This window comes from Amycolatopsis balhimycina FH 1894 (genome assembly GCF_000384295.1).
Classification (GTDB): Bacteria; Actinomycetota; Actinomycetes; order Mycobacteriales; family Pseudonocardiaceae; genus Amycolatopsis; species Amycolatopsis balhimycina.
This window is the reverse complement of record NZ_KB913037.1, coordinates 2,244,676-2,257,952: the sequence shown is the minus strand read 5'-3', so window position 1 is coordinate 2,257,952 and position 13,277 is coordinate 2,244,676. Positions and strand designations below refer to the sequence as shown.

The window sequence follows — 13,277 nt, the reverse complement described above, 5'->3', positions numbered from 1 at the left end:
ATCCGATGACCGAAACCGCCACTGCCGGCACCGAGTTCCCGTTCGCGCCGTTGCCGCCGGCGGATGCGATCGAGCACCTCAAGCGGCTGATGGCCGACCGGCCGATGACCAAGACGACCATGCCCTACGGCGGCGACGTCTGGATCGTCCACCGCAACCAGGCCGCGCGGACGATCCTCGCCGACCGCCGGTTCGTCCGGGAGCCGTTCCGGACCGGCGAGCGGGTGGTGCCGTTCTTCGTGCCGTTCCCCGACTTCCTGCGCACGACGCTGCAGTTCGAGGACCCGCCCCAGCACACGAAGCTGCGCAAGCTGGTCCAGAAGGCGATCTCGCCGCGCCGGGTGCGGGACATGCGTGCCTCCGCGGTCGCCTTCGCCAACGAACTGATCGACGGCATGCTGGCCCGTGGCGGCGTCCGCAACCTCATCGACGAGTACTCCGTGCCGCTGCCGATCGAGATGTTGAGCTCCCTGCTCGGCGTGCCGTCGGCCGACCGGGAGAAGTTCGAGCGGTGGAGTTCCTCGACGATGGCGGTGGCCGGGAAGTCCGAGCAGGAGGTCGCCGCCGACATGGGTGAGCTGGCGGCGTACATGACCGACCTGATCGCGCAGCGGCGCGAGGAGCCGCGGGACGACCTGCTCAGCTCGCTGGCGCACGCCCGCGAGAAGGACGAGACGCTGACCGACGCGGAAATCCTGCCCATCGCGTTCATCCTGATCGTCGGCGGGTTCGACAACACCGCCAACTTCCTCAGCACCGGCGTCATGTCGCTGCTGCACTCCGACGAGCAGCGGGAACTGTTCCTCACCGATCCCGACGGCCTGGCCCCGACTGCCGCCGAAGAAGTGCTCCGGCACGGCGCGTTCTCACTCGGCGGCCCGGTGGGCGGCGGGGGCGGGCTGGTGCCGTTCGTGGCGACCGAGGACGTCGTCGTGGACGGTCAGCTCATCGCCGAAGGTGAGGCGGTCAGCATCGATCCGGGCTCCGCCAACCACGACCCCGAGGCCATCGAGGACCCGGGCCGCTTCGACATCACCCGCCAGGACAACCCGCACCTGATGCTCAGCCACGGCCTGCACCACTGCCTTGGCGCGCCGCTGGCCCGCATGGAGATGCAGGTCGGCCTGGCCGAGATCTTCAAGCGCATCCCGACCCTGCGGCTGGCCGGCGAACCGGTGGTCCGCCGCGACGTCCTCACCCAGCCCATGACCGACCTCCCGATCGCCTGGTGAAACCCGTGCCCAAGGTCTTCTACACCCAGCCCGACGGCGCCGAGACCGTCATCGAAGCCGTCGCCGGGGATTCGGTCATGCAGACCGCGGTCCGCAACGGCGTCAGCGGCATCGTCGGCCAATGCGGCGGGGTGCTCTCGTGCGCCACCTGCCACGTCTTCCTCGCCGACGGCGACTTTCCCCCGCCCGGCGAAGACGAGGACGAGATGCTCGACTGTGCGGCCACCGAACGCGAGGACAACTCACGGCTCTCGTGCCAGCTCGTCCTCGCCTACGGTCAGGAAGTCCGGGTGACCGTCCCGGAAGCGCAGCTGTGAGCGGTCGGTTGCTCGTGGTCGGTGCTGGCCAGGCGGGGGTGCAGGTGGCGAGCTGCGCCCGTGAACTCGGCTGGGCCGGTCCGATCACCCTGATCGGGCAGGAACCGCACGCGCCCTATGCGCGCCCTGCGTTGTCGAAGGCGTTCCTCAAGGGCGAGGCCACGGTCGAATCTCTCGTGCTGCGCACGCCGTCCTTCTACGCGGAGCAGGGAATCGACCTCGTCCTGGACGAGCAGATCAGTCATCTGGATCTGTCCGGCGAGGAGGCGGTTTCGGCGTCTGGACGGCGTTGGCCGTACGACCGCCTCGTGCTGGCGACGGGTGCTGAACCACGGCCCCTGCCGATCGACGGTGCCGATCTCGACGGAGTCGTGACGCTCCGGGACGTCCGGGACGCGGGTGTTCTCGCGCAGCGCCTGGCGGCCGTCACCGACCTCGTCGTGATCGGCGGCGGGTTCATCGGCCTCGAGGTGGCTGCCACGGCGACCGCGGCGGGTGTGCGGACCACCGTGGTGGAGGCGGCGCCCGCGCTGATGAACCGGGTCGTCAGCACCACCACGGCCGGCTTCGTCGAGACCGCACACAGCGCGGCCGGTGTGCAGATCCTCACCGGCGTGCGGCCCCGCCGGGTGCGTGGTGAGGGTGCCGTCAACGCGGTCGTGCTGGAAGACGGCCGGGAACTGCCGGCCCAGCTGGTTCTGGTCGGTGTCGGCGCGCGTCCCCGGGACGATCTCGCCCGCGCCGCCGGTCTCGCCTGCGACAACGGCATCGTCGTGAACGAGCACTCGCTCGCCTCCGACGGCCGCACCCTGGCTGTGGGCGATTGCGCGAACCTGCCCGGTCCGTCGCCGCACCCGGCACTGCGGTTGCGGCTGGAGAGCGTGGACAACGCCGTCGAGCAGGCCAAGGCCGCCGCGACCACCCTCCTCGGCGAGCCACGGCCGTACCGGAGCGTGCCGTGGTTCTGGTCCGATCAAGGCCCGCTCAAGCTCCAGATCGCCGGGCTGGCCCGAGCGGACGACGACATCGTCATCCGTCGCGGCCGGCCAGGACGGATGAACGTCCTGCGGTACCGTGGCGCAGACCTGGTTGCCGTCGAATGCATCAACGGTCCTGCCGAATTCCTGTTGCTGCGCAGGGCACTCGGAACGGGAGTTTCGTTGCCGCGAGAGGTGGCCGAGGACACGAGCCTGTCCCTGAAGGAAGCTCTTGGCCGCCGGGTAACCGAAGTGCCGAACGCGATCTGAGGTGAGCAGTGCCCGAATCTCGCAGCATCGAAGACCTGCCCTACTTCCCCCACCTGCAAGCGGAGGAGCACCTCCCGGAGCAGGGAGACGAGTTCGACACCGCCCTGTTCCAGGACCTTTCATTCGAGCGTGTCCACGCCGGCGGCGGCCGCTACCTGGAGTCCGCGTTCACCGGCGTCGAGTTCGACCACGCCCACCTGCGGCGAAGCCGGTTCAACGACGTGTGGATCGACAACTGCCGGATGAACGGGGCCGACTTCGCCGAGACGAGCATGCAAGCTGGTCGGAACCAATCTGCGGAACGCCGACCTTCGTGACGTCACGTTCACCGACTGTGTCATGCAGGACGTCGATTTCGCGGAGGCGAAGCTGACCAACGTGGGTTCGACTCGCTGGCCGGTGTGCGGATCAGCAATGTCCAGCTGCTGCAGCTGTCTTCCGCGCGTTCGCCCAGGCCCTTGGCTTGGTATTGGAAGACTGAAAGGTCTCCCTTCGAACGCGCCTGGGGGCCAATCGGTGGCCGGAGAACCCACGGTGGTGCTGCACGCCTGGTGTGGCTGCACGGCGGGGCGTTCGCCAACGGGGGACTCGACCATCGGAATCCCCCGCGCCGGCTTGCTCGATCGCCCAACTCCGGATGGCCCGTGGTCACGTCGACTACGGCCTGACTCCGCTAGTGAACTGGTTCCGCGCCTGGCGCCCGCTGCGGCAGGCGCGGAACCAGGCGGATCTCACCGGGCCGGACCTCCCTCCGGCGCCGGCATCCCGGCGTGCACCTCCGCAACGAGCCGATCGACGGTCTCGGCCGGGAACCGGCCGCCGCTGTACATCGCCATCTGCGTGAGCGGCATCCCGAACGCCGGGGCGAGGGTCTCTTCGTCCGCTCCCTGGAGCAGGCCGCGCAGCAGCTCGCCGCCGATCGGGTGCTCGAGCCACTCCAGAACGGTGTTGTCGCCGGAGAGCGGACCCGCAGCACGGAACGAAGCGGCGCTCCGCGTGACCGTCTCGACATCGGGGTCCACCGGGACCGCCGACACCGAGCTGGTGAGCGGGCGCTCCCGGCCCGGCCGGTGCACGTCACCGGTCAGCGTGACCGACGTGCGCAGCCGAACCTGGGCGGACGACCCGCCGATGAAGAACTTGATCTTCCCCGGCTCGACGAGCCAGCCCTCGCGGGGGTCCCACAGCGCGAACAGGCTCGCGGGCACGGTCGCCGTGATCCGCGCGCCCTCGCCGGCTTCCAGCGACAGCCGCCGGAAGGCGACCAGCTTGCGCCGGGGGCGCACGGTCCGGCCGGTCACGTCCTGCCCGTACACCTGGACGACCTCGTCTCCGGCCCGCTCGCCGACATTCACCACGGTGAACGAGAGCTCGACCGCACCATCGGTCGGGACCTCCGGCTGCTTGATCTCCATGTCGCGGTACTCGAAGTCCGTGTAGCTCAGGCCGTGTCCGAACGGGAACGTCGCTCCGGCACGCCCTTCGATGTACGGGGGTGTCTGGGCCGCTCGCCAGTACGGCAGGGGCGCGCTGCCGGCGAAGTCGAGGAACGAGATGGGCAGCCGACCGCCGGGGTTGACGTCACCGAAGAGCACGGCCGCGGTGGCGCTGCCGGCCTCCTCGCCGCCGAACCAGCTCGTCACGATCGCCGGAACGGAGTCGGCCATCCACTTCAGCGAGTACGGCCGTCCGTGGCTGAGCACGACGACGGTCGGCGTGCCCGTGGCCAGGACTGCCTCGACCAGTTCCCGCTGCACGCCGGGCAGCTCGCAGGTGGCGCTGTCCAGGCCCTCGCCGACGGTGCCGAAGGCGTTGATTCCCCCTTGGTCCCCGACGACGACCACGGCGACGTCCGCGGACTTCGCCGCTTCGACGGCCGCGGGAATGCCCGAGCGGTCCTCGTCTTGGATGGGACATCCGCGCTCGTACCGCACTGTCGCATCGCGGGCCCGGGCGCGGATCCCGTCGAGGAACGTGACCACGGGGACCGACTCCACCATCAGGCGCGCTTGGTCCGGTCCCGTGTTGCCGGCGAATTCGGCGGCCTCGTCCGCACGGGCCGTCGGGTCGGCGGCGAGCGCGAATCGCTTCGCCATGCTTTCGAGCACCGGGTAGCTGTAGTTGCCCAGCTGGCCCAGCAGGCGGTCGGCGTTCGGGCCGATCACCGCGATCGTCCTGGTGTCCGGGTCGAGCGGAAGCAGGGGAGTGCCGTCGACCGGCTCGTTGCGGAGCAGGACGACCGACTGCTCGGCGATCGTGCGGGAGAGGGCGCGGGTTTCCGCCGGGTCGAGGGTTTCCGGCACCGCGTCCAGTTCGACGTAGGGCCGCTCGAACAGGCCCAGCTCGAACTTCGTCCGCAGCACGGTGCTCACGGCCCGGTCCAGGTCTTCCACCGGGAGGAGCCCAGACTCGACCGCCTCGATCAGGTGGTGGGTCGTCAGCCTGGGGACGAGGTCCAGGTGCACCCCGGCCTGCACGGCCTGGGCGCTGGCGGCCGCGTCGCCGTGTGCGGTGCCGTGCTTGGTGTAGAGCTGGTTGACGGCGCCGAGGTCGGACATGACCAGCCCGTGGAAGCCCAGCTCGCCGTGGAGCAGGTCGGTGAGGTACTCGCGGGAGCCGGTCACCGGAACGCCGTCGATGTCGACGTACGCCGGCATGATGCCGCGTGCCCTGCCGTCGCGGATCACCATCTCGAACGGGACCGAGTGGACCTCCCGCAGTTCGCGCGGGCCGATCGACGCCGATTCGGTGTTGCGGCCACCGGCGCTGGCGCTGTAGCCGAGGAAGTGCTTCACCGTGGCGACGAGCGGCGTCTCGGCGTCCGCCTCCTGCAGGCCACGGACGAACGCGGTGGCCATCGAGCCGACGAGGTACGGCTCTTCACCGTAGGTCTCCTCCACCCGGCCCCAGCGGGGGTCCCGGGTCGTGTCGGCCAGCGGCGACAGCGCTTGACGTGCGCCGGTGCGGGCCATCTGGATCCCGATGGCGGTGCCCATCCGCTCGATCAGCTCCGGGTCCCAGGTGGCGGCCTGGGCGATTGCGTCGGGGAACACGGTCGCGCCGTGGATCTTCAGTCCGACCAGGGCTTCCTCGGCGACGAGGACGGGGATGCCCAGCCGGGTGTCCTCGACGTGCTTGCGCTGCAGCTCGTTGACCGCGGCGGCGATCTCGCGCGGGGACGCTTCGACGCTCGCCAGCGCGGCGACGACGCCACCCCATCCAGTGGACGGCGGCTCGTGGACGTCGACCGCCGGCGCGGTGGGTGCGGTGAGCTGCGCGGCTTTCTCATCGAGGGTCATCCGGCCGAGCAGGTCCGCGACCCGGTCGCCGACCGGCAGCGACACGTCACGGTAGGGCGGTGGGGAAGGCAAGGCGAAGGTCCTTTCAGTGGCTGACGTGCTTGGCGCCGCCGATCGCGGCGACGAGGTCGGATTCCAGGTCGGACGGCGTTTCCGGGAAGTACCCGAGCACGGTGTTGAGCGAGACATCGGGGGTGGTGCCGTCGATCGGGACGTGGGGGAGGTGCCTGCCGAACACGGCCGAGACCGCGCGCCAGACCTCCGGATCCCCGGCCAGTGTCTCGAGTGGAGTGTCCAATGTGTACTCGCGCTGTGGTGGCCGGGGCAGTTCGTACTCCCACGCGTGATCGCCCGCGGTGACTTCCTCCACCAGGCCGTCGGGGTGCTGCGGCAGCACGACCGTTGCGGTGGTTGCCTCGGGGATCGTGATCTCCAGGCACATGCGGTCGTCGTCGGCGCGCCAGGCGACCGTGACCCGGCCGTGGACGGTGTCGTGCGTAAGCGTCGCGTGGGTGAGTCCGCCACCGGGCCGGGGTGCGATGCGCATGGTGCGGTAGCCGGGTTCGAGGGGAGTGAGGCCGCCGACGACGCGGTGCAGCCAGTTCGCGACCGCTCCGAGCGCATAGTGGTTTTGGGAGTCCAGCCCGGTCGAGTGGAGGGTGCCGTCCGGGCGGATGGCGTCCCAGCGTTCCCAGATCGTGGTGGCGCCCATGGTGACCGGGTACAGGAACGACGGGCAGCCGGTTTCGAGGAGGACCAGGTAGGCCTCTTCGAGGTGACCGGTACGGCTGAGAGCCTCGCAGACGTGCGGGGTGCCCGCGAACCCGGTGGAGATCCGGTAATCGGCCTTGGTCACCAGCCGTGCGAGCTGGTGACCGGCGTGGACTTCCTGCGCAGCATCCAGGATGCCGAAGCAGATGGCGAGCGCATACGCGGTGACGGTCTCGCCGCTGACCCGGCCGGCGGCGGTGACGTACTCGCGGCGGAAGTCGTCTCGCACCCGTTCGGCGAGCGTCGTGAAGTGGTGGGCGTCCTCGTCCTGCCTGAGCACCGCCGCGGTGTCGGCCATCTCCCTGGTCACGCGGCACAGGAATGCCCCGGCGACGAGGTACCGGTCGGTCTTGCCACCCGCCGCGTCCTCGTCAGGCGCGTCGGGGTCGAGCCAGTCGCCGAACTGGTACCCGCTGCTCCACAGCCCGTTCTCGTCGAGCCGTCCTTCGACGTCGCGGACGAAGGTAGTCATGGAGTCGTACTGACGTCGCAGGATTTCCGCGTCGCCGTACTCCCGGTAGAGGGCCCACGGGACGCTGACCGCGGCATCACTCCACAACGCCGTCGGCGGCGCCGGAGTGGACAGCACGTCCGGGACGACCATGGACACGTAACCCTTGGCCCGCTGCTCGGCGGCCAGGTCCTCAAGCCAGGAGCCGAGCACTCCGCGCACGTCGTACAGGAACGCCGCGGTGGGGCCGAACGCGTTGATGTCTCCGGTCCAGCCGAGCCGTTCGTCCCGTTGCGGGCAGTCGGTCGGCACGCCGACGAAGTTGCCGCGCATCGACCAGACGACGTTGGCGTGCAGGCGGTTGAGCAGGTCGTGCGAGGAGTCTAACCAGCCCGTCCGGGGCATGTCGCTGTGCACGACCACGGCCCGGACCTCGTCGAACGGCCCGTCCACCTCGGCGTAGCGGAAACCGTGGAAGGTGAATCGGGGCTCCCAGGTCTCCCCACCGCCCCGGCAGGTGTAACGATCGGTTGCCGCCGCAGTGCGCAGGCTCGTGGTGTCCAACTCGCCGCCGGAGAGGAGTTCCGCATGCCGCAGGGTGATCGTCGTCCCGGTGGCGCCGGAGGTCGTGATGCGGACCCAGCCGGCGATGTTCTGCCCGAAGTCGACGATCTTCTTGCCGGACGGGCTCGTCGTCACCGAGACGGGGGCGAGTTCCTCGATCCGCCGGATCGGCTGCGCCTCGGTAGTGACCAGCGTGCCGAGGTCCCAGTCGAACGGGGTGGCCGGCGTCCAGCTCCGGTCGTCGAATCCGGGCGTGCTCCAGCCCTCGGGTTCGAGCCGCGCGTCGTAGGTCTCGCCGTCGAGTAGATCACCCGCGAGCACCGAGCCGGTCCCGCAGCGGAACTCCTCCGCCGAGCTGACGATTTCCGTGCGGTCGCCGTAGTCGAGCTCCAGTTGAAGGAACAGGGCGGGCCGGTCGGTGTAGTGGTTGCCTCTGCCCTCGTACCCGATCCGGCCCACTGCCCAGCCGTCACCGACGATCGCGCCGACGGCGTTCGCGCCTTCTCGAATCAGGCCGGTGACGTCGTGGCGGCTCACGTGCAGTCGATGGCGGTAGGAGGTCCAGCCCGGCGCGAGCACTTCGTCGCCGACACGGACGCCGTTGAGGTAGGGCTCGACGATGCCGAGCCCGGTGACGTACAGCGTCGCGCGCCGGGGCGCTGTGGCGGTGAACTCGCGCCGGAAGTACGGCGCAGCGCTGCCCGGCGCCGGGGGTGCGGCGAAGGACGCGTGCCAGGCGGTCGGCGTCGTCACCGCTCACTCTTCTCCGCGGTCACCACGACTTCGGCACGCAAGCCGGTGTCGTCGGTGACGACGATCCGGATCTCGCCGGGCCCGGTGGGACGGATCACCGCCAGCGCACACCCGTTGAACGTCGGGTGGTTGTCATCGGTGAACGGTTCGGTGCTCGCCGGGTCGCCGCTGCCGAGGCCCTGCAGCAGGCCCGGACCCTCGACCGTGACCCGCACCCGGCGTTCGACGCTCGTGAAGCCGACACCGCCGGCGTCCACGAGAGCGATGTCGATGAAAGCCAGGTCGTCCACGTCGGCCCGGACAACTTGGCGGTCCGCGATCGCGACGAGACGCGGCTCGCCGGTGGCGGTCCGAAGCTCGGCACCTTCGCCCGTGGAGGCGATGGCTTGGAGGACGCCCGGCGCGTACGGCACCTCGAATTCCGCGCGGTATCGGTGCCGGCTGCCCGCCGGACGCCGGCCGAGCGACTTCCCGTTGAGCAGCAGTTCGACTTCGTCGGCGGTGCTGTAGACCTCGACGACGACCGGCCGGCCTTCGTAGCCGGGCCACGTCCAGGTCGAAAGGGCGTCGGACCAGGCCCACGGCGTGGCATCCACGGCGCGCCCGTGGTTTTCCGGTCGCTGGACCGCCAGGTACGGCGTCGAGCGCAGTCCGAAGACAATCTCGCGGTAGTACGACGCCGGACGCCGGTTCCCGGTGATGTCGATGTCGCCGCACCAGGCGGTGAGCCAGGGGTAGGCACCCATGAATCCGGCCGGGGTGTCCGCGTACTGGGAGCGGCCGACGCCGGCTTCGCCGAGGTAGTCCCAGCCGGTCCAGGTGAAGTCGCCGATGACGTGCGGGTGCCGCTGGACCAGGTCCCAGAGCTTGTCGATGTGGGTGGGGAAGGTTTCGGAGCCGACGATGACCCGGTGGGGGAACAGGTCGTGATCGATCTCGTAGCGGCTTTCGAGGTAGTTCATGCCCGCGATGTCGAGCGTCGCGAACACCTCGGCGGTGCGCTCGGTGACGAGGTCCGAGGCACCGACCTGGTCGAGCACGTCACCCCAGCTCGCCATCGCCGTGTTGACACCGGTGCCTTCGGCGGCTGCTGTCTTGATGTCGTCGAGCACGGTGAGCAGGCCGTTGACGCCGCTGGTCACGAACCGGGTGTCGTCCAGGGCCCGCACGCGCTCGGCGAGCCGGCGAGCCCACACCGCTCCGTGCGGCGTGCCGACCTCGGGGATCTCGTTGCCGATGGAGTAGGCGAAGACGCAGGGGTGGTTCTGGTCCTTGCGGACCATGGCCTCGACGTCGCGTTCCCACCAGTCGGCGAAGTCGAGCGCGTAGTCGAAGTCGCTCTTGCTCCTCGTCCACATGTCGAAGGTCTCGTCCATGACGAGCACGCCGAGCCGGTCACAGGCGTCGAGCATGGCCCGGCTCATCGGGTTGTGCGCGCTGCGCAGGGCGTTGAACCCCGCTTGCTTGAGCAGCTCGACCCGCCGTTCTTCGGCCCGGCCGATCGCCGCGGCGCCGAGCACGCCGTTGTCGTGGTGGATGCACGCACCCCGCAGGTCGACGACCTCGCCGTTGACGCGGAACCCGCGGACCGGGTCGAGCTGGAACGTACGGATCCCGAACGTGGTCTCGGCCTCGTCGAGGACGTCGTCGCCGGTGCGGACGGTGACGAGCGCCCGGTAGAGGTATGGCGTGTCGGGGCTCCACAACGCGGGAGCCGGCACGACCAGGCGCTGGCGGAAGACGGCGTCCTCACCGGACAGCACGCTGACCGGCGCCTGGTCCGTGACGACGGTTCTGTGCTGGGCGTCGAGCAGCGTGGTTTCGACGGTGATCGTGCGGAGGCGGGTGTCCTCGTTCTCGATCGTCGTGGCGACCTCGACGACGGCTTGGCCGGCGTCGACGTCGCGCGTCACCACGCGTACGCCGTCGAGGGCGACGTGGACGGGCTCGGCGACGATCAGGTGGACGGGGCGGTGGATTCCCGCGCCGGAGTACCAGCGCGAATCGCGATGGGCCCGCGCCTCGACCCGCAGCACGTTCTGCTCGCCGTAGCGCAGGAAGTCGTCGGCCGTGATCGAGAAGCCGGTGTAGCCGGACGCCCAGCGGCCGGCGAGGTCGCCGTTGAGGTAGACCAGCGCCGACCGGTAGACGCCTTCGAAGTCGATCCGGACCCGTTTGGCGGCGTAGTCCTCGGGCACGAAGAACTTCTTCGTGTACTCCCAGGTGCCGCCGCGGTAGAAGCCGGTGGGAGCGCCGTCACCGTTTTCGGGATCACGAGGTGTGCCGATGACGGCGTCGTGCGGCAGGGTGACGGTCTCCTCGGGGGGTGAAACACCGAGCTCGGCGAACTCGTTCACCTTCGGGCGGACGGTCCAGTCCTCGCAGAACTGCTGCCGCTTCACGCGTTCACCTCCGGCAGCCGGACCTCGTCCTGTGACACGGGCACCGTGCGGCTGATCTTCATGAGGTGTTCGAGGGTGTCTTCGGAGAAGAGCCCGGGCGCCTGCCGCGTGAACAACCGCATCGGCAGGTTGGCGGCCATGGCGAGACCGTCCTGGTTGGCCTTCTCGAAATCCGCCGATTGCTCGGCGGGCAGATTGCGGGTCATGCTCTGCCGGAATTCCGCACCGACGACAGGGTGCGCCGACCACTCGCCGAAGGTCGACTCCATCGTGAGCTCCCGGACGACCGGGTCGCCGGTCAGGGAAATGCCGTCTTCGGCGACGATCGTGGACGCGCTTTCCCCGATCTGGATCCGGTAGGCGCCGCCCGCGACGACCCAGCCCCACGTGGTCACGTCCCAGTAGGCGAACGCCCGGCGGTCCAGGTCGAACGTGACCTCGATGGACTGGCCCGCGTCGAGGAACACCTTCCGGAACGCCCGCAGTTCGCGCTCCGGCCTCCGGACCTCACCCGTGGTGGTGGCGACGTACAACTGCACCACGTGCTTGCCGGACCGCGTACCGGCGTTGGTGACCCGCACGGTCGCCGTGGCGGTGTCCGGCCCGGTCACGGCGACGGCCAGGTCGCTGACCTCGAACCGGGTGTAGCTCAGGCCGTGCCCGAAGGGGTAGCGGACCTCCCGGCCGACGGTTTCGTAGTACCGGTAGCCGACCAGCACGCCTTCGCCGTATCGGACGTGCCCGGCCTCGCCGGGGAAGTTGATGTGTGACGGGGTGTCTTCGAGCCGCAGCGGGATGGTTTCGGCGAGCCGGCCGGACGGGTTGACCACGCCGAACAGCACGTCGGCGAGGGCGCCGCCGCCGGCCTGGCCGAGCAGCCAGCCTTCGACGATGGCGTCGACGTCGTCGTGCCAGCCCTCGAGCGAGACGACGCCGCCGTTGCTGAGCACGACGACCGTGCGCGCGGCCGCGGCGGCTACCGCCCGGATCGTCTCGACCTGTTCGGCGGGGAGGGCGAGCGATGTCCGGTCGTAGCCTTCGGCCTCGATCGCCGTGCCCGCGAACACGACGGCGACGTCGGCTTGGCGGGCCACGTCCGCAGCGTCGGCGGGGGAGTAGCCGCGTGCGTGCCCGACCGTGGCGCCGCGTTCTCCGGCGAGCGCGGTGATCTCTTCGAGCGGAATGTCGACGGCGGTGGAGTTGACCCGTGAACTGCCGTCGCCCTGGTACCGCGGGGTCACGGCCAGCTCGCCGATCACCGCGATCGTGGTTTCTTCCAACGGCAGCACGGCGTTGTCGTTCTTGAGGAGCACGACGCAGTCGGCCGCGAGCTTGCGGGCGAGCGCGTGGTGAGCCGGTGCGTCGAAGGTGCCTTGTTCTTCGTCGTTGCCAAGCCGGGCCAGCTCCGCGACGCGGGCCACTGATCGGTCCACTATGGATTCCTCGATCCGGCCGGACCGGACCGCGTCGACGATCTTCTGTGCGCTGTGGCCACCGGTACCGGGCATCTCGAGGTCGAGTCCGGCCACGAGTGCGGCGACCCGGTTCACGACGGCTCCCCAGTCGGAGATCACCGTGCCGGTGTAGCCCCACTCGGTGCGCAGGACGTCGGTCAGCAGCCACCGGTGTTGCGAGGTGTAGACGCCGTTGAGCCGGTTGTAGGAGCACATGACGGTGGCCGGGTGCGCCTCGGTGACGACGCGTTCGAAGGCGGGGAAGTAGATCTCCCGCAGGGTGCGTTCGTCGACGTCGGCGCTGATGCGCATCCGGTCGGTTTCCTGGTTGTTGGCGGCGAAGTGCTTGACCGAGGCGCCCACGCCTTCGTTCTGCAGGGCGCGGACGTAGGCGCTGCCCAGCACGCCGGAGACGAGCGGGTCTTCGGAGAAGTACTCGAAGTTCCGGCCGCACAACGGGGACCGCTTGATGTTGACCCCCGGCCCGAGCAAGAGGTGGACGCCCGCGGCCCGGGCCTCCCGGCCGAGTGCGGCACCGAGGCGCCCGGCCACCTCGGGGTCCCAGCTGGAACCGATCGCGACCGCTGGCGGGAAGCAGGTGGCGGGCACGCTTTCCGGGATGCCCTTCGAGTAGTCCTCGACCACCTCCCGCCGGACCCCGTGGGGGCCGTCGCCGAGGAAGATCGAGCCGAGGCCCGCCTCCGGGTAGCCGTGCGTCCGCCACTGGCCCTGGCCGCTGAGCAGTTCGGCCTTCTGCTCGAGGGTCAGCTTGGTGGTGTCCATGATC

General features: G+C 69.9%; 8 protein-coding genes. 4 read left to right on the top strand and 4 right to left on the bottom strand.

Going from position 1 to position 13,277, the window contains the following annotated elements; all coding sequences use genetic code 11:
* Window positions 1–5: 5 nt before the first annotated feature.
* The 4 genes from A3CE_RS0109450 to A3CE_RS0109435 are packed head-to-tail and all read left to right on the top strand — an operon-like array spanning window position 6 to window position 3,113.
* Entirely contained in the window at window positions 6–1,232 is a 1,227-nt protein-coding gene (locus tag A3CE_RS0109450) for a cytochrome P450 (protein ID WP_020639833.1), read from the top strand.
* Window positions 1,229–1,549: a 2Fe-2S iron-sulfur cluster-binding protein gene (locus tag A3CE_RS0109445; RefSeq protein ID WP_020639832.1), complete on the top strand. Its 321-nt coding sequence runs from the start codon at window positions 1,229–1,231 to the stop codon at window positions 1,547–1,549. Before A3CE_RS0109450 ends, A3CE_RS0109445 begins: the two co-directional genes overlap by 4 nt.
* Window positions 1,546–2,796 carry an NAD(P)/FAD-dependent oxidoreductase gene (locus A3CE_RS0109440; protein WP_020639831.1) on the top strand — a complete coding sequence of 417 codons (1,251 nt, stop codon included), beginning with the start codon at window positions 1,546–1,548 and terminating at the stop codon, window positions 2,794–2,796. Before A3CE_RS0109445 ends, A3CE_RS0109440 begins: the two co-directional genes overlap by 4 nt.
* A gap of 8 nt (window positions 2,797–2,804) precedes the next feature.
* Complete coding sequence (locus A3CE_RS0109435) at window positions 2,805–3,113, top strand: pentapeptide repeat-containing protein (protein WP_026468315.1); 309 nt, start codon at window positions 2,805–2,807, stop codon at window positions 3,111–3,113.
* 414 nt (window positions 3,114–3,527) lie between these two features.
* On the opposite strand, the gene A3CE_RS50680 is transcribed toward A3CE_RS0109435, so the two are convergent.
* The 4 genes from A3CE_RS50680 to A3CE_RS50675 are packed head-to-tail and all read right to left on the bottom strand — an operon-like array spanning window position 3,528 to window position 13,273.
* Window positions 3,528–6,167: a glycoside hydrolase family 3 N-terminal domain-containing protein gene (locus A3CE_RS50680; RefSeq protein WP_211231833.1), complete on the bottom strand. Its 2,640-nt coding sequence runs from the start codon at window positions 6,165–6,167 to the stop codon at window positions 3,528–3,530.
* A 13-nt stretch (window positions 6,168–6,180) separates the two neighbouring features.
* Window positions 6,181–8,634 (bottom strand): glycoside hydrolase family 78 protein, encoded by a 2,454-nt coding sequence (locus tag A3CE_RS0109425; protein WP_020639829.1) that lies wholly within the window; start codon window positions 8,632–8,634, stop codon window positions 6,181–6,183.
* Window positions 8,631–11,036 carry a glycoside hydrolase family 2 TIM barrel-domain containing protein gene (locus A3CE_RS0109420; protein WP_020639828.1) on the bottom strand — a complete coding sequence of 802 codons (2,406 nt, stop codon included), beginning with the start codon at window positions 11,034–11,036 and terminating at the stop codon, window positions 8,631–8,633. Before A3CE_RS0109420 ends, A3CE_RS0109425 begins: the two co-directional genes overlap by 4 nt.
* Entirely contained in the window at window positions 11,033–13,273 is a 2,241-nt protein-coding gene (locus A3CE_RS50675; protein ID WP_020639827.1) for a beta-glucosidase, read from the bottom strand. Before A3CE_RS50675 ends, A3CE_RS0109420 begins: the two co-directional genes overlap by 4 nt.
* Window positions 13,274–13,277: the final 4 nt, after the last annotated feature.